Origin of the sequence: Turicibacter sp. KK003 (assembly GCF_037014675.1) — a bacterium.
GTDB classification, from domain to species: Bacteria; Bacillota_I; Bacilli_A; order MOL361; family Turicibacteraceae; genus Turicibacter; species Turicibacter faecis.
The window spans coordinates 624,987-646,750 of sequence record NZ_CP142738.1 but is presented as its reverse complement, the minus strand read 5'-3'; the positions used below and the strand labels follow the sequence as shown (position 1 = coordinate 646,750).

General features: G+C 36.3%; 17 protein-coding genes. 4 read left to right on the top strand and 13 right to left on the bottom strand.

What is annotated here, in order from left to right; translation table 11 throughout:
* Positions 1-454 precede the first annotated feature (454 nt).
* The 4 genes from VXM77_RS03050 to VXM77_RS03035 all read right to left on the bottom strand — a co-directional run bounded on the left by VXM77_RS03050 (position 455) and on the right by VXM77_RS03035 (position 5,518).
* Positions 455-1,360, bottom strand: a complete 906-nt coding sequence (locus VXM77_RS03050) for a LysR family transcriptional regulator (RefSeq protein ID WP_338507047.1) — start codon at positions 1,358-1,360, stop codon at positions 455-457.
* A gap of 95 nt (positions 1,361-1,455) precedes the next feature.
* Positions 1,456-2,742: an ISL3 family transposase gene (locus VXM77_RS03045; protein ID WP_289461271.1), complete on the bottom strand. Its 1,287-nt coding sequence runs from the start codon at positions 2,740-2,742 to the stop codon at positions 1,456-1,458.
* 188 nt (positions 2,743-2,930) lie between these two features.
* Positions 2,931-3,827: a LysR family transcriptional regulator gene (locus tag VXM77_RS03040; RefSeq protein ID WP_161832808.1), complete on the bottom strand. Its 897-nt coding sequence runs from the start codon at positions 3,825-3,827 to the stop codon at positions 2,931-2,933.
* 71 nt (positions 3,828-3,898) lie between these two features.
* The gene (locus VXM77_RS03035) at positions 3,899-5,518 is read right to left on the bottom strand and encodes an amidohydrolase (RefSeq protein WP_161832809.1); all 1,620 of its coding nucleotides are present in this window, start codon (positions 5,516-5,518) and stop codon (positions 3,899-3,901) included.
* Between the two features lie 744 nt (positions 5,519-6,262).
* Between VXM77_RS03035 and VXM77_RS03030 the strand changes: the two genes are divergently transcribed.
* Together VXM77_RS03030 and VXM77_RS03025 are read left to right on the top strand one after the other, a co-directional pair.
* Positions 6,263-7,291, top strand: a complete 1,029-nt coding sequence (locus VXM77_RS03030) for a putative sulfate exporter family transporter (protein WP_161832810.1) — start codon at positions 6,263-6,265, stop codon at positions 7,289-7,291.
* Positions 7,292-7,513: 222 nt separating this feature from the next.
* Positions 7,514-8,803, top strand: a complete 1,290-nt coding sequence (locus VXM77_RS03025; RefSeq protein WP_161832811.1) for a conjugated bile salt MFS transporter — start codon at positions 7,514-7,516, stop codon at positions 8,801-8,803.
* A gap of 35 nt (positions 8,804-8,838) precedes the next feature.
* On the opposite strand, the gene tpiA is transcribed toward VXM77_RS03025, so the two are convergent.
* From tpiA to VXM77_RS03010, 3 genes are all read right to left on the bottom strand, one after another.
* A complete protein-coding gene (gene tpiA / locus VXM77_RS03020; protein ID WP_161832812.1) occupies positions 8,839-9,588 on the bottom strand; it encodes a triose-phosphate isomerase in 750 nt (249 codons plus the stop codon).
* 20 nt (positions 9,589-9,608) lie between these two features.
* Entirely contained in the window at positions 9,609-10,712 is a 1,104-nt protein-coding gene (locus tag VXM77_RS03015) for an MraY family glycosyltransferase (RefSeq protein ID WP_161832813.1), read from the bottom strand.
* Between the two features lie 132 nt (positions 10,713-10,844).
* Positions 10,845-12,755: a response regulator gene (locus VXM77_RS03010; protein ID WP_161832814.1), complete on the bottom strand. Its 1,911-nt coding sequence runs from the start codon at positions 12,753-12,755 to the stop codon at positions 10,845-10,847.
* A gap of 412 nt (positions 12,756-13,167) precedes the next feature.
* On the opposite strand from VXM77_RS03010, the gene VXM77_RS03005 reads away from it, so the two are divergent.
* On the top strand, positions 13,168-13,860 hold the full coding sequence (locus VXM77_RS03005; RefSeq protein ID WP_161832815.1) for a hypothetical protein: 693 nt from the start codon (positions 13,168-13,170) through the stop codon (positions 13,858-13,860).
* Positions 13,861-14,420: 560 nt separating this feature from the next.
* Here the strand turns inward: VXM77_RS03005 and VXM77_RS03000 are convergent.
* Positions 14,421-15,389, bottom strand: a complete 969-nt coding sequence (locus VXM77_RS03000) for an alpha/beta fold hydrolase (RefSeq protein ID WP_338507037.1) — start codon at positions 15,387-15,389, stop codon at positions 14,421-14,423.
* Between the two features lie 228 nt (positions 15,390-15,617).
* Between VXM77_RS03000 and VXM77_RS02995 the strand changes: the two genes are divergently transcribed.
* On the top strand, positions 15,618-16,622 hold the full coding sequence (locus tag VXM77_RS02995) for an AraC family transcriptional regulator (protein WP_161832121.1): 1,005 nt from the start codon (positions 15,618-15,620) through the stop codon (positions 16,620-16,622).
* Positions 16,623-16,634: 12 nt separating this feature from the next.
* Here VXM77_RS02995 and VXM77_RS02990 read toward each other — a convergent pair whose 3' ends face one another.
* The 5 genes from VXM77_RS02990 to VXM77_RS02970 are packed head-to-tail and all read right to left on the bottom strand — an operon-like array spanning position 16,635 to position 21,658.
* Positions 16,635-17,903 (bottom strand): MFS transporter, encoded by a 1,269-nt coding sequence (locus VXM77_RS02990; protein ID WP_161832120.1) that lies wholly within the window; start codon positions 17,901-17,903, stop codon positions 16,635-16,637.
* Between the two features lie 22 nt (positions 17,904-17,925).
* The gene (locus VXM77_RS02985) at positions 17,926-18,711 is read right to left on the bottom strand and encodes an ABC transporter ATP-binding protein (RefSeq protein ID WP_338507032.1); all 786 of its coding nucleotides are present in this window, start codon (positions 18,709-18,711) and stop codon (positions 17,926-17,928) included.
* A gap of 19 nt (positions 18,712-18,730) precedes the next feature.
* The gene (locus tag VXM77_RS02980) at positions 18,731-19,732 is read right to left on the bottom strand and encodes an iron ABC transporter permease (RefSeq protein WP_161832118.1); all 1,002 of its coding nucleotides are present in this window, start codon (positions 19,730-19,732) and stop codon (positions 18,731-18,733) included.
* Positions 19,732-20,715 (bottom strand): iron ABC transporter permease, encoded by a 984-nt coding sequence (locus VXM77_RS02975; RefSeq protein ID WP_338507027.1) that lies wholly within the window; start codon positions 20,713-20,715, stop codon positions 19,732-19,734. Before VXM77_RS02975 ends, VXM77_RS02980 begins: the two co-directional genes overlap by 1 nt.
* Complete coding sequence (locus tag VXM77_RS02970; protein WP_161832116.1) at positions 20,708-21,658, bottom strand: ABC transporter substrate-binding protein; 951 nt, start codon at positions 21,656-21,658, stop codon at positions 20,708-20,710. The genes VXM77_RS02975 and VXM77_RS02970 overlap by 8 nt, the downstream gene beginning before the upstream one ends.
* Positions 21,659-21,764 lie beyond the last annotated feature (106 nt).

The following is a 21,764-nucleotide window of genomic DNA, read 5'->3' as shown; positions in this document are numbered from 1 at the left end:
TAAATACGTATGTGGAACCATAAACTACTTTATAAGGTCCCCCCACATTTTGAGAACCATTTCGTACGATTTGAACACGTTGAGTAGAATTTAGTTGAGAAAGACCAACGGCGCGATATGCAGTAGTTTTAGTAACTGCAGATGTCGTTTTACTAGATTGTAATCCTACTGATAAGTTATACTGTGATGATGCTGCTTGACTATGTACTGTTGTTAACATAGTTAATACAAATAAAACACTAAGTTAATACAAATAAAACACTAATTATTTTCTTCATATTTTCCCTCCATATTTCTTGATACTCCAAAAATATACCATATTCTCTCAGCAGAAATATAAATTGTGTGTTAATTTTTGGTTAATAATCATTAATATTTATGCCTTCTAAAATGCATCAAAAAAGCAAGATTCAGCGTACCTCTAGTGTACAGTCAATCTTGCTTTTGTTATAATCTAAACTTCCTTGCTTATATTATCAAGAATATCTATTTGATTACAAAAATCCATAAAACACTTTATATGACTCGAAATATACTTATCTTTGTGAATGGCACTATATAATGATCGCGTAATATGGCAATCCTTTAAGCGATAAACATTAATAGAATTTGATTTTTCTTCTGGTAAAACAGACATGTAGGGCACGCAACTCACCCCGATATTTAGCTTGACATAATTTAAAATCGCCTCTATATTACTTAACTCTATATACGAATCAAAGACCATCTCTTTATTTTCCAAGAAACTCTCAAATCGTTCTCTTGTGCCGCTCCCGCCTTCTCGAATAATGAAGGTATTATTTTTTAAATCATCGAGTTCTAAAAATTCCTTCCCATTCCATTCATGATCAAGAGAGCTCACAAAAACAAGTTCATCTGTCCATATATCCCTTGATATAATCTCTTTAGAATTAATCGAACCCTCTACAAAGGCTAAATCCACCTTATTATGTAATAACAAATCTTCAATATGATCTTTATTGTCGATAATCATTGATATTTGAATATCCTTTTCTTGCTTATTAAACTTATGAATAATGTATGGCATAATATACGTACCAATGGTAGTACTTGCACCAATCACTAGTTTTCCTTTATTTGAATTTGACGTTTGAACGACATTAATCGCCTCTTCATAAATATTTAACATTCTTCGCGTATATTCATAAAAAATCTCCCCCTCATGAGTTAAATAAAGCCTCCTACCAATTCGGTCGAATAATTTTGTACCAATTTCAGATTCAATTTCTGAAATACATTGACTAATCGATGGTTGACTCACATACATCTCTTTTGCGACTTGGCTCATATTTAAACAACTTGCTGTTTTATAAAAAATGTATAATTTTCTAATATTCATTCGTAAGCGCGTAATATAAACGGTTCTTTGTCAAATAGTGTTGCTGATTAATTTGTAACCTGTTACAACGAAAATTCAAATCGAAATCCTAGTAGCTATGCTGCTAGGATTTTCGTTTTAGGCTTTGTTAGATTTTGAACCATGAGAATACGAGATTTAAAGTGATAGAAACTACGATATCCAAAGGCAATACGCTTAATGACCTTAATTTTATTATTAATTCCTTCGATGGGACCATTTGTGTAATGAGTTGAGAGTGTATTTTTAATATAGGATTGATAAGTTTTAAAGGTTTGGAAAGCCGTTTGAAACTCAGGAGAAACAAGCGGATGTTCCGTTTCGAGTAAATGATTAAATCGTTTTAAGTTTTTTGTCTGAAGAGCGAAAAGTAACTCTTGATATAAATCATAGGTTGCTTTTAATTCAGGAGATAAATCAAGTAGAAAGTTTAAGATATCAATTTCACGCATGGGTTGTTTAAAGCAGTAAACTGATCGATAAGTGGTGGTATTAAGTAAAGCGTGAGATTTTAAAAATAAGCGCCAATAACGTTTGAATTTACGACCATGCTTTTTGAACTTTTTCATGAATCGGATTCGAGTTTTGTTCAGTGCACGAGAGAGATGTTGAACGAGATGAAATTTATCAATGATAATTTGGGCATGAGGAAAAAGATCCTTAATGAGGCTGATGTAAGGAGCGTACATATCAATCACAATATTTTTTACTCGATGACGTGCTTCCTTTGTGTATCGTTTAAAATAAGCTTGAAGGGAGTTTAAACGACGATCTTCAACGATATCGATGATTTGTTTTGAGTCAGCATCGCAAAAAATAAAAGACATATGCCCCTCAGCAGACTTAACGGATTTAAATTCATCAAAACAGAGATTTTCAGGTAAATAATTAAGGTTTAAGGTTTGAGATTCATAAAAGCTATGGATGATTCGATTGACGGTTGAATGAGAGACCTGATGGCGACGTGCGATATCACATTCAGAAATTTTATTTTGGGCCTCTAAAGCAATGGCGTGTTTCGTATGATAAGAAATGTAACAGTTCTTTTCAACAATTGAAGTACTTAGTGTAAAAGTAGACTGGCAATGCCCACAATAATAACGCTGTTTTTTTAGGTCTAAGTAGGTATCGTGAAGAGAGACTTTTGGAATGACAATTCGAGAGGTTTTAAATCCATGCTTCTTAAATTTTGAATCAAATAGGGTTCCGCATTTTTGACAATGAGTCGGTTGATACGTAAGAATACCTTTAAAGATAAAGCTAGTAATTCCGTTCAACTTCACTTCCTCAAGATAATCTTCTGAAAATGTAATATTTTTATCTTTAATATTTAAAAGTTTTCTAGTAAAATATGAGTGAGACATTAAATCTTATCCTTTCAATATTGTTTTAGTCGATAACATTGTAACAGGATTGAGACTTGAAGTCTCTTTTTTTTTATCCTATGAAAAAAGTGCTGCTTAATAAGCAACACTAAATATTATAGAACCTCTTTTTTTTATGAAAACAAATCATTTTTCCACCTCTTCAAAGGCATATCGCCTTGAATGACTCATGATTTAGAGTTAAACATATCAAATTCTTCGCAGAAATCCATGAAGCATTTAATCGGCACCGAAATATACTTATCTCGATGAATCGCACAAAATAACGAACGATTAAGTTCATGGCCTTTGAGCCTATACACTTTTAGCGAGTGAAGTCGTTCCTCTCGAATCACTGACATATAAGGTACACAACTAACACCCATATTCAGTTTAACATAATTTAAGATTGCCTCTAAATGGCTTAATTCAATTGTCGAATTGACAGTAATCCCTTGGCTTTCTAAAAATTCCTCAAACCGCTCTCGTGTCCCACTCCCACTTTCTCGAATAATAAAGACATTATCCTGTAAATCTGCGACCTCTAAATACTCCTTTTCGCGCCAATTATGCTCAGTTGAGCTAATGAAGACAAGCTCATCCGTCCAGATATCTTTCGAAATAATCTCTTTTGCACCAATGCTCCCTTCAATAAAGGCGAGATCAACCTTATTCGTTAAAAGTAGCTCCTCAATATGATGCTTATTATCAATAATCATCGATATTTTAATGTCTTTTTCTCGCTTATTAAATTCGTGAATCACATACGGCATAATATAGGCCCCTATCGTTGTACTGGCCCCGATGACTATTTTACCTTGATGCGTCTTCGAATATTGAACTGCATCTACCGCCTCCTCATAAATATTCAATAACCGTCTCGTATATTCATAAAAAATCTTTCCCTCATTAGTCAAATAGAGCTTTTTTCCTATTCGATCAAATAATCGTATACCCATTTCTGACTCTAATTCTGATATGCATTGACTAATCGAAGGTTGACTAATATACATTTCTTTGGCCACTTGGCTCATATTTAAGCACGTCGCTGTTTTATAAAAAATATGTAATTTTCTAATATTCATTCTTATCTCTCCTTAACGACTAAACGAAACAAAACGAGGTGAAAATAAGTAATCACCTCGTTACACAATAATTATTTTTTATAGATTGTGTTACCCTCTTTAATCGTTTCTAACACATTAATTTCTTTGATTTTTGATGACTCTACTTCTAATGGATTACGATCTAAGATGACAAAGTCAGCTAATTTTCCTTCTTCAATCGATCCCTTTGTCTCTTCCTCAAAATATTGGTAGGCAGCGTTTAAGGTTAAAGCTTTAATGGCTTCCATCACCGTTAAACGTTGATCTTCTCCTAGGATACGACCACTCTGTGTTTGTCTATTAACCGCATTATGAATCGCTAAGATTTGATTTGGCATTTTAACAGGGGAGTCTTGATGTAAAGTAAAGTTCATATTTCTTCTTAAAGCCGATTTCGCTGGACTTAATCGATTAGCTCGCTCCGGACCGAAGACAGAATCATAATGATAATCTCCCCAGAACCAGATATGATCTAAGAAAAACGTTGGTATAATTCCTAATTCCTTCATCGCATCCAACTGATCTTCACGAACAGTTTGCGCATGAACCATAACAGGTCTTAAATCCGTTTGACTTCCCGTTTCTTCTAACGCTTTTTTATAACATCTAATAAATTGATCGGCCGCCGCGTCCCCATTACAGTGAACGTTAACTTGAATATTATTTTCAATTAATGATTTAAAATAATCAGTAACCTCTTTATCTTCTTGTGTTCCATAACCACAATAGTCTTTTGATTCTCCTTCAGGAACTTCATAATACGGTTTAGTTAACCACGCTGTTTTACCTTGTGGCGATCCATCTAACCATGTTTTACCGCCTAATAATTTATAATGGTTAACATACTCTCTTTTTGGTGTTCCCTCATTTTTCAATAATTTTAATGTCACGTGCTGAACTGCTTGTCCGACAACATCCATTATTAACTCATTTTTTTGAGCTGCTAAACTTAATAATTGATGAAGATTTTCATCAACCCCGGCATCTTGAGCAGTCGTTAATCCATACGAAGAATAGATTTCTTGTGCTTTTTTAATACATTTTAATAACGTCTCAATCGATGGGGCAGGAATAATTTTTCTTTTTTCAGGGGCTAAGCACGCATTTTCTTCTAAGACTCCATTCGGCTCATTTGATCCTTCGACTGTTCGAACAACCCCACCTTCAGGTACCTCATAGTCTGTTCCAACATACCCCAATGCTTCAAGCGCTTTGGAATTCGTTGTAGAAATATGACCTGAAGCATGACTAACGAAGATTGGAACCTCAGTTGTAACCGTATCTAAATCAAATTTAGTAGGGTGCTCCTCATTTTCAAACTTCGTATTATCATAACCGAATCCAATCACCCATTCACCAGCTTTAGGGGAATTATTTTTGACGTATTCTTTTAACATTGAAATAAATTCTTCCTTAGAATTTGCTTCGCTTAAATTAACAATCATTAACGTTTGAGCGACTGCCGTGATATGACTATGCGAATCAATAAATCCAGGCAACATCGTTTTTCCTTCTAAATCAACAAGCTCTGTCTCACTATCCTTTAACTCAAACACTTCGTCTTTAGAACCTACTTTTATAATTTTTCCATTTTCAATTAAAACGGCCTCTACAGTCGGCTGATTTTCATTCACCGTGATAATAGTTCCGTTAAAATACAATTTTCTCATTTATTTCACTCCTCGTACTGTTTATAAATAAGTCATTCACTAAGTAAAATGATTTGAACAGATAGTTTTCTCAATCATTCCTATATCAAATGAAAATATAGAATAGAAAACAAATACTTAATGACACATTTATCTATAAAGTGTCTAATAATATAATCACAAAAACCGAAAAAAATATTCAAGAAGAACATTTTTTATCGTCTAAAAAATACTCATCGTCTCTTCATTGTTTATCAAGGATATAAAAATAAGTAACTTATTGGCCTACCCTCTCAATCCTATCTATGATTTCTCTATTCGTAAAAAATTAGAGATTTTATTAAAAAATTCTCATAGAAAAAAAGATAAAAATCAATACTATAATAGATTTTATTTTAAAAAATAATGATCAGACATCCATGTTTGATTCATGAGTTTTTTTATAGATTAAGTGTGATTAATCTGATTCTTATACATTTAAATGAATCCAATAATTAGACAACTTTATGAGATGTTTCTAATGAGTCAGATAATGGCTTTCTAAAGTCATACCCTCTTCATCATCATTTTCTCAAAAATTTAACATTTTTATTATAAAATTTTTTCTCAGATTTGTTAAATACATAAATGATATAGTTCTTATAACGAAATACCTATAAGACAGTATGTATAATTAATTCTTATATTTTTCATAAAAATTTTGTATTTAACAATTAATAAATAGGTAGTTACAATTATACTTGATTAAACGAAAGGAATCTCTTTATGAAAAAAAACAAATCAAAATTTATCCAAAATATAATTGACATTATTCCCGGATTTTTAGTTTCCCTCATCGTTGCGCTCATTAGTATGTTTATTGCTACATTCATTCCAAAGTTAGGAGCCGCATCAATCGCTATCTTCCTCGGAATGTTTGTGGGAAATGTATTCCTGAATCAAAAAGTATTTCAAAAGGGATATAAGTTTTCTGAAACAGATTTACTCTCTTATTCAATCGTATTATTAGGAGCAACCTTAAGTATTTCTACCATTTCTGAAATTGGATTTTCAGGTGTTCTATTTATCGTTCTTCAAATGGCGATTACTGTTATAGGTGCTTTATTTATTGGAAAAAAACTAGGGTTTTCAGATAATTTTAGATATATGATGGCCAGTGGAAACGCCGTATGCGGTTCATCAGCCATTGCAGCAACAGCTCCTGTCATCGGAGCCAATGATAAAGAAAAAGGAATTTCCATTACAATTGTCAATGTAACTGGGATTGTTCTTATGTTCTTACTTCCTTTAATTTCCCAAATTTTATATAATAACGAAACAACTCAAACATCTGCAATGATTGGAGGAATCTTACAATCTGTAGGTCAAGTCGTTGCAAGTGGAGCAATGGTCAATGAGCACGTTAAAGATTTATCTACAATTTTCAAAATTGTTCGTATCATCTTTTTAGTCGTTGTCGTATTTGGACTTGGACATTTAAAACATAAGTCAAATAAAGAGATTCTCGAAGAAGAAGTCGAAGAAATTGAAAAAGGGAAAATAAAAATCCCTTGGTATGTTATTGGTTTCTTCATTACATGTGCTTTATTCTCTGCTCACATTATTAGCGATGATATCTCAGTTATGTGTAAGGAAATAAGTAATAAATTTGAAATTATCGCTTTAGCAGCAATTGGTCTTCGTGTTAATGTAAAAGATTTAATTAAACAAGGAAAAGCCGTCTCATTATATGGTTTATTTATCGGATTAATCCAAATATTAACTGCCATCCTTTTAATTGCCGTCTTATTATAAAATATAATTTTCTACGATATGAAAATACTAAGTCATATAGAAAGGTGAGATCGATCTTCTCTATCGATAAAACGAAAAACTCACGTACCAGTCAATCACTATTGTTATTTGATTCATGTGAAAAACAAACGAATAATAAGGTCGTCATTAATTTTCCCCCTAACAAATTTAATGACGACCTAACTAACCTTTCTAAATCTATAAAGAAAGAATGTACGATTTATGAGAAAAAAAACATTTTTCTATGGCTGGATTATCGTTTTAGCGTGTCTTTTAATCCAAGCCGTTCCTTATTCCCTCGTAGCTAATATTTTACCTACGTTTACGAATTTCGTTATCTCTGGAGAAGGGTTTACTTATACCGAATTTGCGTTTTTATTTACACTCGGAACTTTCGTCTCAGCACTCTGCTCCCCCTTTATCGGTAAACTCTACTCACGCCCTAATCCTAATATTAAACGACTTTATACAGTAGGTTGCCTTCTTGTTGGGATTGGATTTGCTGCTATGTCCCTAGCTGGAAAAAATATTATTGTCTACTACGCACTCTCTATCCTCCTTCAAATTGGGGTTTCCATCGTCTCCGCCATTGGGGTCCCAATGCTAATTAATAGTTGGTTCGTCGAAAATAAAGGAACCGCCATGGGAATTGCATTTTGCGGGGGAGGACTTGGAAACATGATTCTCCAGCAGTTAGCAAGTAAATGGCTTTCTAATCCAAGCATCGGTTATAAGGGCGCCTTCCTACGATTTGGGTTCATGGCACTCATCATTTCGTTGCCAATCGCCCTATTTGTTATGCGGCTCCCTCGCTCTAAGAAGGAACTGCAACACACGCCACTTATTCATCCTAAAAAACAGCTCATACACGACGCTAACTGGGGATACTCCTTCAGTGACGTTCAAAAAATAAAATCATTTTGGGTATTCGCTCTTTCCTTTACCTTTATCGGCCTATACGTTGGAGGGATGTCCATTGAATTTATTCCTTACCTTCAAACATTAGAAAAAACAGGTGCCTTCACGCTAGGATCAGCCCTAGTTGCCTCGTTATTTGGATTTTTCTCCATCTTCGGTAATTTATCTGGAGGTTACCTATTTGATAAACTAGGGATTAAAAAATCGCTAATACTGGCAGGAATCCTTGTTGTCACGTGTGGCCTTTCATTAATTTTTGTTCCAACCTTTAATTTTCTTGGAATTATATTTTCCATTTGTTTAGGAATTTCTATGTTTTCATATATCATCGGCCCATCCTATATGACAGGTGCTTTATTCGGTAACCGAGAGTTTGGTACCATCCTGAGCGTGGTTCAAATATTTTTCGCGATTGGATTTGGTCTAGGATCTACCCTTTTCGGAATAGTTGTCGATAAACATGGATTCCCAGTCGCTTGGATTTCAACGATTATTTATGCTATTATCGCCTACAGCGGATTACTCTATTCCACTACGGCTATCATAAAATTAAATAAAGAGGCAAATGTCATCGAAACAAAAAAAATATCATAAAAAAGGGATTCCAACGAAAGGTTGGAATCCCTTTTTTATTGATAATTAACTAAAGCTAAAAATGATTGTGGATCTAATGAGGCACCACCAACGAGCGCTCCATCAATATGTTCTTGTGCCATTAACTCTTTAATATTGTTAGGGTTAACAGAACCACCATATTGGATACGAACCGCTTCAGAAACTTCTGATCCAAATAAACGTTCAATCACTGAACGGATATAACCAATCGTTTCATTAGCCTGTTCTGCCGTTGCTGTACGCCCCGTTCCAATCGCCCAAATAGGTTCATAAGCAATAACAACTTGTTTAGCTTGCTCTTTTGTTAAACCTTCTAATGCTTTAACCGTTTGTGCCTCTACAATTTGATTTGTTTGCCCTGCTTCACGATCTTCTAATGATTCCCCTACACAAATAATTGGAATTAAACCATTTGAAAAAGAAACATGTACTTTTTTATTAATTGCCTCATCTGTTTCATTAAACATTTCACGTCGCTCACTATGTCCCAATACAACATAAGAAACACCAATTGAACTTAACATCTGTGGCGCGATTTCACCCGTATAAGCACCTTCTGATTCGAAATGCATATTTTGTGCCCCAATACGTAAAGAAGCGCCCTGACGCTTAACTAAACATCTTAAATATGGAAATGGTGCACAAATCACAGATTCTACTGTATCTGCTGAAGCTACACGATCTTTGACCGCGTAAATAAATTGCAACGATTCATCTCGTGTTTTATTCATTTTCCAGTTTCCTGCAATAATTGGTTTTCTCATTACTTTACACTCATCCTCTCTTACTTCTCAGACGCTTCCCCTACTGAAACATCCTCTTTTTGTTCCTTAACCGGAACTTGTTTCTCCTTTGTTTTTTTCAACCTAAAGAGCCCCGTCGTATTAAAGATTAACTCGATTAAAACCATCGAGATAACCAATAGAACTAGTCCGTAAAACTTAGACACCATGGTATATAAAATCGCTGTAAATGAAAACAAAGCAGCAATTCCATATAAAACGAGTACACTTTTCACATGCCCAAGATTTCGATCTAGTAATTGGTGATGGACGTGACCACGATCGGGTTCAAAAGGAGACTGCCCATTTAGTATACGACGAATAATAGCCCAAATCGTATCGAAGATTGGAACCGATAGCATAATAATTGGGATAATAAACGACACAAAGGCTGCATTTTTGTAACCTAATAGCGATAAAACCGAAACCGAAAATCCTAAAAATAACGATCCGGTATCTCCCATAAAGATTTTTGCTGGATGAAAGTTATGAACTAAAAATCCCAGCGTCGATCCGAATAGTAAGCAGGCCATCATCGCAACAAATAATTCCCCCTGATATCCAGCAAGAATCGCCATTGTTCCAAATGAAATCGCTGATATCCCCGAAGACAGTCCGTCTAACCCGTCAATTAAATTAATTGAATTCGTAATCCCGACAATCCAAATAACAGTAATAATTCCCCCGAACCAGCCTAAATCAATCACAGGTAAAAACGGTAAATAAATTTTATCAATCATAAAATTCCCGTAAAAAACCATGATTAACGCTGCTACTAATTGAGCCAACGCCTTTGGTTTAGCTGGTAATTCGAACATATCGTCTAACATTCCCGTCACAACAATTAAAAAGGAAGCGATAAAATAGGCATCTATAAAGGCAATCTCATCTTGATCGATGGCGTACCCTTTTACCCTAAAGATCATATAGCCTACTAAAAAGGCGATATAAATGGCAAGACCACCCATTCGTGGCATCACCCGACTATGAACCTTCCGTTTATTAGGTTGGTCCACAGCATCTGTAAAATACGCTAACTTCATCACATACGGTGTAATAAAGCATGCGATAAGAAAGCATAAACTAATTGCTAATAAGTAAATCATGATGGCACCTCACGGTTAAAATTTGATGTTATTATATCACATGACATTTATGAACAAAAGATGAACACTATTATTTTCTATTTTTACGAGTTATTTCTACCTTTTTTCTACATCAAATCGTCATTTTTAATATTATTTTCGGCATTCTAAACGAGCAAGCTCATCCATGACCTCGATAAATTCTTCCATGAAAATACTTAAAATTTCCTCGTAGGCCCCATCCTCTTTCAGTTCCATTTCTAATTCACGACTATATTCGTACAGTTCATCTGCTCCTATTTGACCCGCTAATCCTTTAATCGTATGGACCATACGAATAGCCTCTTCTCGATTAGAATCAATGAGCTGAGGTAACTGTTCAGTCACCATATAGAAATGCTTTCTAAAATTGTGCGCGATGCGTAAATATAATCTCGTATTTCCTGCGACTCGCTCAAGGGCATAAGAAATATTTAACATCGTAGACATCTCAATCAACTGTTCAGGTTTTACTGGTTTAACATCTGTCGATTTAGCTTGTAAAACGCGGTAAACTCCATTTGAAAGTGTATAGTGATCAACAGGTTTAGGAACGTATCCATCCACCCCATGCCTTAAAATGAAATCAAGCTCTTGACGCTGGCTAACACCTGTTAATAAAATCACTTTCGCCTCACTATTAATTAACTTAATGGCTTTAAAGGCCTCCGTTCCACTCATTCCTGGCATAATCACATCTAATAAAATACAATCATAGGTATTTTCGGCCTTGGCGTAATGTTTAAGCGCCTGTTTTGGGTTTGAAAAAGCCGTCACACTATAACCGAATCCTTCAAGGAGCGCCGCCGTAATTTCTAAATTTGATGGTTCATCATCAATTAATAAAATCTTTCCAGCTCCATGTAACACCGATTCTTCAGTCACTAACTCCTCGATTCCGTGGTTAATCGGTAAATATAACGTAAATGTTGTCCCCTTACCGACCACGGAATCCACTTCAAGGGCCCCATTATGATTACGTAACGTTTCAACAACACTCGCTAATCCCATTCCGGTTCCTTTACCGACATCCTTTGTCGTAAAGAACGGTTTAAAGATTTTAGGGAGTAAGCTTTCTTCAATCCCAGAACCTGTGTCCGAAACTTTTAAAATGGCATAATGATTCGGCGTAATCGTCGTATTTAACAAATTGCCCGGTATCTCTTCCAACTGATCATGGGTTAAAGATAAACGAATTTCTCCCTGTCCAGCAATTGCATCACGCGCGTTAATACATAAGTTTAAAATAGCATTGTTTAATTGTGATTCATCACCGAGAACATAATAATCTTCCGGCTCTACATTTAATTCGATACGAATTCGACGGTCAATCGTATGCTTTAACATATTCACTGTATCTTTCACAATTTGAACCAAATCAAGATTCATACGTTTATTTTCAGGCTTATGCGAAAAGTTAAGCAGCTGACGCGTTAATTCCGTTGAATGACGCACCGAGCGCTCAATCCCATCCATATAACGCAATAACGTTTCATCCGTTGTCATCGTCTTCATCAAAGCCACATAACCCAAAATTCCATTTAACTGGTTATTAAAATCGTGACTCACCCCGCTCGTTAACTGCCCAAGCGCCTGTAATTTTTGAAGTTGGCCATCGATTAAATCGTGTTTTTTCTTGGCAGAAGAATCGATTAATAATCCGCGGACAATCACCGAACCCTCTGATTGAATAATCTTTTCGCACTTAATCGTCAACGTCTCCCACGGTTTATGTTTATGACGAATCATCACATCTTGCGTTAACTCCACACTCGGATCCAATAAGAAATTTTCAACAATTTCATTAATCGATTCATTATTATATAAACTTTGACTCTCTTTCGAATCTTCATCAAAATCTAACAATTGCTCAACGACTTCACTCACATACCAAATTTGTTCACTCACGCGGTATTCAAAAAAGCCGCAAGCTAAATGAAGTAACTGTAAATACCAATTTGTTGCCCCTACTTCTAACTCTAATTCAGAACTAAATGTTAATTTATTTATCTCTACAACTCTCATATCTTTTATTCTGTTAAAAAACAGGTACCCCACTTTCTCTAAAGTAACTAATAAAAGTTTCCCCTAATTTAGGAAACCATATACTACAATTATCCTAATTACCTTATTTTACTACACTACACTCTATTCTATTATAGGTCTTTTAATAACAACATTCAATCTCTTCTGTATAAATGCGACATAAAATAACAAAGTTGTCTATTTTTATCCCCAACTTTCCCCCCTTGACATATACTAGATTAGATAGTGACTAACCTCGCATCGTTTAAAACTATCTCACAGTTTTAGATGGGCTCGAAAGACACTTATCCTTTTAAAAACAACACGCCTTCACTTATCCGATGACTTGCCTGCCATTGAAGCCCCCTGTCTTTTAAGACACCGTGACATGACTCATCAAAAGGAGATTGTTATGAAAAACAAACAACAAACTAAAAATAGGACCACTCCCTCTCCTAAACAAAAGGCGCCTCCACAACAACTCACCCACCAATTTATTGAACTTTTATCTGAGAAAATCGATGAAGTTCAGACTATCATTAAGGATACGCCTATTCATTTAACAGAACCAGAGGAGACGGATTCGGACTTTTTAGATGATTTTGATCCGACTGACATGCGATTTCAAACACCAGATGCAGAAACTTTAACCGGTTCAAGTAGTCGTATAGTCATTCAAAATGATGCTGCCTCAAATAGCGGACAAAGTGCGGCGGCCATTGCCCGACGAACTTCCTTTCAATATGCTCCTAAAGAAACGAAATCCTATAATTATGGTTTTACGAACAATGAATTTTTCGCTTTTATCGGATCACTTGATCCCGTTGAATATATTTTGGTCATTACTGTTATTGCTATTATTGTTGGCGTTGAATTTAACGTCTTTGAACTCCAAATTTTAGGGGGAGCACTCGTTGATATCGGGGTTACACTCGGGAATATGGTTGAACAACAACTCTTCCAACAAGCGAGAAAAAGTGAAATTTTCAATCGCGAACGTAATGAGGCCGAACAAAATGACTTTGATACACTCTATGACGATATCGATGCCTTACAGGCACAAATTAACGAACTTAAACGTCAGTTAAATAATCAACCATCTTAAAAAGGACACTCATTTATAAAATGGTGTCCTTTTAATCGCTTATATCTTCCTCATCGTCATAAAGATGAATTAATCTTCTAGTTGATAACCAAAAATAACAACTTGAACCACAACTTCTAAAACTTCTAAAATTGCTTTCATGCATAGCCTCCCTAAAACATAAATAATCGTCATCTACGGTGGTGCTCCATCCCTTTGCTCAATTTCAATGAGATAGAAATAGAACGTTTTCTACCTTTCACTCAACAACGTCGCTCGATGACCTTCCGTTTTATCCATCAGACCTTCATTGACATCGACGTTTTACTTCTTAAATTTTTTCCGGCTTTAAATCACGGATGTTCCTCAAATAGATTCAACCCATTTATTTAAAACTTCCTCCCATCTTGACCGTTGTCATCACGCCGTTCAACTAGCTAGCATCGAAAAATAGTCTCAACTGACGCAGACATCTTCATTCTAGTTCGCCTTCTGTAACGGTCACCCTTATGTTATAGAAAAAAAATCAAACTTTATTCAAATCATTTTTAAAAAAATAAAAAAAGGCGCAACGCCTTTTTTTATTCATTCGTATTTTTTACATGAGTATCAATAAATTGATAGATATGTTGGAAGTATTCTGACTCCATCTTACTATCTGCCTCACAGTGTCCGAGTCCTTCAATATACCACAACTCTTTATTCTCATGCGGAATAGCATCGTAAATATATTGACTACTTTCTGGGGGCGTCACTTTATCTTCCATCCCATGGATCAATAGAACAGGAACCGTAATATTTTTTACAGCATTCACAGGTTGGATATCGTCATACGTTAAATCTTCTTTTGCCTTTAACACGACATTTCCGGCCCATTTCGCAAAGCCAACAGGTAAAAGCGGAATATCCTCGGCAATAATTCCAAGCTCAACGGCACTTTCCATCGTATGGTAAGGGGCATCTAAAATATAAAAATCAACATTTTTGCTCTCTTCATTTAATTCAGTTTGCATCGTTGACGTGGCAGCCCCCATTGAAAATCCATGAACGCCGATGGTCCCATCTTGATACAGTGAGCGCGTGTAATCCGCAACCGCCTCTAAGTCAAAACGCTCATATAATCCAAACGTATAATTATCACCACCCGTTAATCCGGTATTTCGTTGATGATAAACGACCACATTATAGCCATTTTCTAAATAGTTGAACGCGACGTTCAACACTTCATGATAGTTACTCCCAATTCCATGAACAACAATCATCGCGTCAGATGTCTCCTGATTAGATTTGATATGAAGCGTTTCTACGTCATAATCATTGACTTCACTTTTGACAAAAACCGTCTCATGCTGATAACGATTAAGCGTGTCTAAAACCTTATCCTCACGCTCGGCATAAAAAGTTGGCATATCTTCCGCCTTTACGGATGGCTTTTTACCGACCGTTCCATCATAAACCATCCCACCAATAATCCAAGTCGCCGCACCTACAACGGTCGCCGCTGCCGTTGCCGCAATCCCAGATCCAATAATGACATTTTTCTTTTTCATAACTTCACCTCACAAAAAAGTACTTTCCTCTATTATAACAATATTTATTTTGTATTTCAAACTTTTAACCTAAATTCCTTTTCTAATCTTTAAAGGCTACTATTTCGTTGATGAAACGAAAGAATTCGTCGCTTGCTCCAACAAAAAAATGTCATTAAAACTCGATTTTTGTTTCTTAACATTATATAATAAATCCAACAAATTGAAGAACGAATACGAGGATATAACATGAATTTTAACGTACAAAATGCGGAACAATTCCGTCATACACTCCTACAACAACTGAATTTTATAAAAAAAAATGAACGTTACTGTTCACTCTATCACCATCCAAACACGAAAGACCAAGGACATCTTTTCATTTATGAACGTCCTGGATACTATTATTTCGCTATCGCGGATTATACGATTCCCCACGCCTTTTCCATTCACTTTAATAACCCCCAACGCCTGATGAGATTTGGAACCGTCTATAAAGGAACGACCCAATTTCAATTAGAAAATAAACCGGTCTCCTCCTTCACACCGTCCTCTTTCTTCGTCGTCGAAAAAAACTTAATTGGGACACAAACATGGCAACAAGGGCAACATTTTCATGGCGCTGAAATTACGATTTACGAAGCTTATTTTAATGAAGTCATCGCTCCCCTATTACAAACAACCATTAGCTTCGACTCTTTTATTGAAAACTACACGTATCATTACCTGCCGCTGGAGGTGATGAACGTGATTCAACACATGCAGACCCTTTCGCAAAAAAACAAACTTGATCCTCTAAGACTAGAAAGTTCCATTCTCGAATGTATTTCGCTTATTTTCACAAATATTGAACATTCCCCTGAAAATACGTTTACCCATCAAATTGATTATGGGAAAGTAAAAGTCGGGAATCGCTATCTTAAATTAACAGTTACCGATATAAAGAGTATCCAACGAGCACATGATTTACTGATTGAAAACTTTGCCACCCCTCCTACGATTGAAAAACTAAGCGAACTTGTTATGCTTCATCCCCAAAAATTAAAGGCCGGGTTTCAACACTATTACCACATGACCATTGGAGAATTTATTACGACTCATCGCCTCTCCATTGCAACCAACCTTCTTTGCACCACGGAGATGAGTATTGCTGATATCGCCAAGCACGTCGGCTACCCTTATCCGAGTAACTTTATTAAAACCTTTAAAAAAGCCTTTAACTGTACGCCTCTCCAATACAAAAATAAACAATAAATCCCAGTCCATTTAAATAGACTGGGATTTTTCATCTTCTTTAATTAATCGAACATTCCATCTGACCAGTAAGGTCACTAAAAAAACAAAGAACGCGGCCATAAGGATTAACAAATAAAGTTTTTGAGATAAAACCTCTAAAAGACCACCAAATAATATTTGTCCAAGTGGAATACACAACGTCGCAAACGCCGAACCAAAGGCTAAAATTTTTCCGAGGATTGCTCCATCAACAGCCTGATATAAATAAGCCGCGCTTAGCACGTTGGCAATTCCAAGCACCCCCATAATAATCATTCCACAAACTGTGAAAAGCACAACACTTGTCGCTGCATCAATAAAGCCGAAATGAAAAAGGTAAACAACTCCACCCATTAGCATCATCGAAACAGAGGTCAAATATAGAAGTTGATAAACTCGTTTAATATGAAAATGGTTTGGCCTATAAGTAATGATGAATCCTCCGACAATCATTCCAAGAGCAATCATCCCTTCAGCCCATCCATAAACCTCAGACGATAAAGCAAACGTCACCTTAATCAAGTAAGGGGTTGCCACACTAAAGACCGGAACTAAAAATAAGTTATAAAATCCAGAAAATAAGAGCATGCGACAGACAATTAAATTCTCATGTCTCAAATAATGATAACTTTCCTTCATATCGGTCATAAACGCCGCTTTAAATGATTGTTGTCCCTCCCGGCGTTGATGCGGAATTTCCAAAAATAACTCTAAGAGCGCAGAGAATAAAAAGCTAACTAAATTAATGATGACAACACCCGTAATCCCAAAAAAGCCGTATAAAAGACCTGCCAAAATAGGACCTAAAAATTGGCTTAACGAAGCGACTTGCTGAATAATGGCATTGGCTCTTACTAAATGGTCTCGGCTGACAATCAGTGGAACACACGTATTAACAACCGGTTGATAAATCGTAGAAATCGTTGACAACAAAACCATGACTGTTGCAATCACTAAAACATGGTCTTGGCCGTTAAAAACAATCCATACATAAACAAGCAATAATAAAGCACTTAAACTATCAAGCCCTATCATTAACCGTTTTTTATTCCCCCGGTCAGCTAACATTCCCGCAATCGGTGAAATCAAGACAACAGGAACCATTGAAAGGGCCAAAATAGCTGAAAAAATCCCGGCCGATCCCGTTAAATCCAGCAAATACAAAGACAAAGCAAATCGTTGAATCGAACTTCCAAACAACGAAATAACTTGCCCTAAAACTAAAATATTAAAATTTTTCTCATATAACGTTTTTCCCATGATGTCTCCTAATGAATAACTTCTATCGCGCGATATTAAAATCTACACAAATAGGATATTGCTTACTTTCATCTAATTGTAGCGTTGCCTCAATCCCATACAACGTTCTCAAATGATCCGTTGTCACTACTTCTAATGGATGTCCTGCGAAAACCACTTCTCCTTCTTTTACCCCAACCAAATAATCAGCGAATTTTGTGGCATTATTTAGTTCGTGTAAAACCATGACAATCGTCCGATTAGCTTCCTGATTTAATTTCTTTAGTAATAATAAAATTTCAAGCTGATGCGCCATATCTAAATACGTCGTCGGTTCATCTAAGACTAAAATTTCCGTATCTTGTGCTAATGCCATCGCAATCCATGCGCGCTGACGCTGTCCACCCGATAAACGATCGACCGGACGATTCGCGAAATCAGAAATGCCGGTCACTTCCATCGCCCAATTGATGAGTTCAATATCTTTTTGCTTTAAACCACCCATCGCACTTTGATAAGGAAAGCGACCATACGACACTAATTCCTCCACCAAAAGTCCTGATGGAACCGATGGACTTTGTGGCAAGACGGCCATTTTTTTCGCAATTTCCTTTGGAGCCTGCTCTTTTAACGCGACACCATTTAATAAAATATCCCCTTTTTTCGGCGTAATAATACGTGCAATCGATTTTAATAAGGTCGACTTTCCACACCCATTCGATCCAATAATCATCGTTATCTTTCCCTTAGGAATTTCAAGATTCATATTTTTAATAATGTATTTATCATCATAGGCTACGTCTAACTGTGAAACTTTAATAGCTTCCATTCTAACACCTCCCACAACACTATTCTTTTAACATTAAATAGATAAAATAAGGAACACCAACAATTGAAATGGTAATTCCGACTGGAATCTCAATCGGCGAAAACATATTTCTTGAAATCGAATCCGCTATTAAAATAATAACACCACTCACCAACCAGGCAATCGGCAACTGTCTTCGATGAACTGGACCGACTAATCGTTTTGCCAGTTGGGGCCCCAACAACCCTAAAAAGGCAATATTACCTGCAACAGCTGTTGCTAACGCAGATAACACAATCGCAAAAAAGAATAAACGTTTACGTTCCGCCTCAACCTTAACTCCAAGCCCTGTTGAAATTTCATCGCCTAAGTCCAAAACATCTAAAATCTTTGATTTATACAGGGTGAGTCCTAAAAATAAAAGAGCAGGCGGTAAAATTAAAAAGAAGAATTTCCAACTACTTCCCCAAAGGCTCCCACTCGTCCACGTCAACACTTGGTTATAATCGCCCTGTGACATCTTTAACTGATAAAGAGAAATAAAGGCATTAATTCCAACATTTACTCCAATCCCCGTTAAAATTAATCGAGTCGGTACAATTCCTTTTTTATAACTTAACCGATAAATGAGAACCCCACTCACAAAGCTCCCGATGATTGCGACGATTGGCATGATAAAGAGTGAAAGATTTCCAATCTCACTATAATACGTCCGTTGTCCCGAAGAGATAAGCAACACAACCGCAAGGGCGGCACCTGCATTAATCCCAATCATCCCCGGTTCAGCTAACTCATTTCTTGTGACACTTTGTAACACACAACCCGATGTGGCTAAACAAACAGCGACCACAAGGGCGACACAAAGACGTGGGAGGCGAATATCAAAAATAGTGGCGTTTTGAAGCTTCGATCCATTCCCCATGAGCGTCGCTATCACCTCGTAAACAGACATCTGATAACTTCCAAGACTAATAGCGACTAAAAAAATGGCCACTAACAGAAGACTTAAACTTAAACTGATGACAATCAATCGTTTATTCACTAAGCGCCCTCCTTTCTCACCATCCAAATAAATAAAGGAACTCCGACTAATGAAGTAAATAAACCAATCGGTGTTTCGTAAGGCTGATTAACTAACCGTGCTAAAACGTCCGCCCAAATAACAAGCGTTGATCCAAATAGGAAAGAAAGAGGCATAATCACCCGATAATCTTGTCCCACCCATCGTCGAATAATATGAGGAACAATCAGTCCAACAAATGCGATATTTCCGGCGACTGCCACACAAACTGCACACATCGGAATAATTAAGAGTAACGTTTGCATGCGAATTCGATTAGGATTTTCCCCTAATCCAATACAAACCTCTTCTCCTAAATTAACGACATTAATTTTAGGTGCCAAAAACAAAGCGAGAATCGTCGTCAACACACCCACGATTAACACGAGTTGGACGCTCGCCCATGTCGTCGCGCGGAATCCACCCGCTAACCAAAACGCTAGATTCTGAGATTTATTCGTTAATAGGGCAATAACAGTTGCCATGGAAATAAAAAAAGTACTCAAGGCAGTTCCTGCAAGTAATAGCTTTGACATATTCATATGACGCGCACTCTTCATACTAAAAAGTAAAACGAGGGTTCCACTCACTAACGCTCCGATAAATGCCGCAAACATATAACCAAAAAGACCTAATAACCCTGAACTTGCCCCCATCAAAGCGATGGCGAATGTCGCCCCTTGAGTAATCCCCATAAGTGACGGTTCCGCAACAGGATTCCTTGTCACCCCTTGCATCATTGCACCCGTAATACCAAGAAGACCGCCTATAAAGGCGGTACAAATAGCTCTTGGTATCCGAACATCTCTAACTAACTGCATATCTAAAATATCTTCATAATGAAAAATACTATCGATCACTGTCTGCAACGGGATACTTTTCGCACCCGCACAAATCGCAACAATTAGCCCGATTATTGCGAATAAACTGCATAACGTAACTAAAAGGGTTACTTTCTTATTCATGCATACCCGCTAATAAACTTTGTACTTCATCAACAAATGCTAAACGTCCAATTGGGCTATAACCTTGATTAAAATATGGACTTGCCGGTAAAATCACAACATTCCCTTCTTTTACTGCCTTTGTTCCTTTCCAAATGCTGCTCTCTTCTAACGTTTTTAAATCCTCATCTGTTCCCACTGCAAAAATATAATCTGCCTCAATAGATGCTAATCCATCTAAAGAAACAACTGGTAAACTAATATCTTCTTGCTCTGGCATTCCGACTGGTTTTAATAATCCCATATCATTATATAAAATCGATCCAAGTCCCGCTTGATCAAAAATGAATAAACTTCCCGCACTCGCTAAAAATGAAAGATACGTACTATCCGCTCCATAAGTCGCTTTAATTTGTTCACCGACTTCTTTTGCTTTCGCTAAATAATTATCAATCCAAGCTTGTGCCTCGGCCTCTTTTCCAAATACCCCTGCCACATGTAAGAAATCCTCTTTCCAATCCACTTGTTTCATCTCAACCATCACAACAGGCGCGATTTTTGATAACTGATCATACATCTTCTCTTGCACCGTAGAAATAATAATTAAATCCGGATTAAGCGCCATAATCGCCTCAACATCCATCTCCGCTAACATACTATATCCTAAAATTTGAGCATCAGCTAACGTCTCTTCTAAATAGGTAGGTAAGATTGTGTAATCATATCCATCACTATTAGCTGTCCCGATAACCTCATATCCGATTAACGATAAAATATCACTAGCTCCACTAATATCAACAATACGTTTTGGGTCCTTTGGAATTTCAACGTCACCCTTCACATCTGTGACTGTTACCATTTCAACCGTCTCTTGTTGATCCGGTTCCTTTGGTGACTTAGAACATCCAACAAGTAATCCAACTAAAACAAAAAAACTCATAAAAGATAAAAATGCTTTTTTCATGTTTGACTCGTCCTCCTTTAAATTTAACCATCTCGCATCAAATGGTTAGCATAAGCTAACTTATAGGATGATTATACAAAATTAACCTCTTGGACACAAGAATTGC

What these genes read in the sequence shown, in the direction of transcription:
- VXM77_RS03050 (WP_338507047.1), bottom strand. Translation starts at nt 1,360, where the DNA reads ATGAATATTAGAAAATTATACATTTTTTATAAAACAGCAAGTTGTTTA.
- VXM77_RS03045 (WP_289461271.1), bottom strand. Translation starts at nt 2,742, where the DNA reads ATGTCTCACTCATATTTTACTAGAAAACTTTTAAATATTAAAGATAAA.
- VXM77_RS03040 (WP_161832808.1), bottom strand. Translation starts at nt 3,827, where the DNA reads ATGAATATTAGAAAATTACATATTTTTTATAAAACAGCGACGTGCTTA.
- VXM77_RS03035 (WP_161832809.1), bottom strand. Translation starts at nt 5,518, where the DNA reads ATGAGAAAATTGTATTTTAACGGAACTATTATCACGGTGAATGAAAAT.
- VXM77_RS03030 (WP_161832810.1), top strand. Translation starts at nt 6,263, where the DNA reads ATGAAAAAAAACAAATCAAAATTTATCCAAAATATAATTGACATTATT.
- VXM77_RS03025 (WP_161832811.1), top strand. Translation starts at nt 7,514, where the DNA reads ATGAGAAAAAAAACATTTTTCTATGGCTGGATTATCGTTTTAGCGTGT.
- tpiA (WP_161832812.1), bottom strand. Translation starts at nt 9,588, where the DNA reads ATGAGAAAACCAATTATTGCAGGAAACTGGAAAATGAATAAAACACGA.
- VXM77_RS03015 (WP_161832813.1), bottom strand. Translation starts at nt 10,712, where the DNA reads ATGATTTACTTATTAGCAATTAGTTTATGCTTTCTTATCGCATGCTTT.
- VXM77_RS03010 (WP_161832814.1), bottom strand. Translation starts at nt 12,755, where the DNA reads ATGAGAGTTGTAGAGATAAATAAATTAACATTTAGTTCTGAATTAGAG.
- VXM77_RS03005 (WP_161832815.1), top strand. Translation starts at nt 13,168, where the DNA reads ATGAAAAACAAACAACAAACTAAAAATAGGACCACTCCCTCTCCTAAA.
- VXM77_RS03000 (WP_338507037.1), bottom strand. Translation starts at nt 15,389, where the DNA reads ATGAAAAAGAAAAATGTCATTATTGGATCTGGGATTGCGGCAACGGCA.
- VXM77_RS02995 (WP_161832121.1), top strand. Translation starts at nt 15,618, where the DNA reads ATGAATTTTAACGTACAAAATGCGGAACAATTCCGTCATACACTCCTA.
- VXM77_RS02990 (WP_161832120.1), bottom strand. Translation starts at nt 17,903, where the DNA reads ATGGGAAAAACGTTATATGAGAAAAATTTTAATATTTTAGTTTTAGGG.
- VXM77_RS02985 (WP_338507032.1), bottom strand. Translation starts at nt 18,711, where the DNA reads ATGGAAGCTATTAAAGTTTCACAGTTAGACGTAGCCTATGATGATAAA.
- VXM77_RS02975 (WP_338507027.1), bottom strand. Translation starts at nt 20,715, where the DNA reads ATGAATAAGAAAGTAACCCTTTTAGTTACGTTATGCAGTTTATTCGCA.
- VXM77_RS02970 (WP_161832116.1), bottom strand. Translation starts at nt 21,658, where the DNA reads ATGAAAAAAGCATTTTTATCTTTTATGAGTTTTTTTGTTTTAGTTGGA.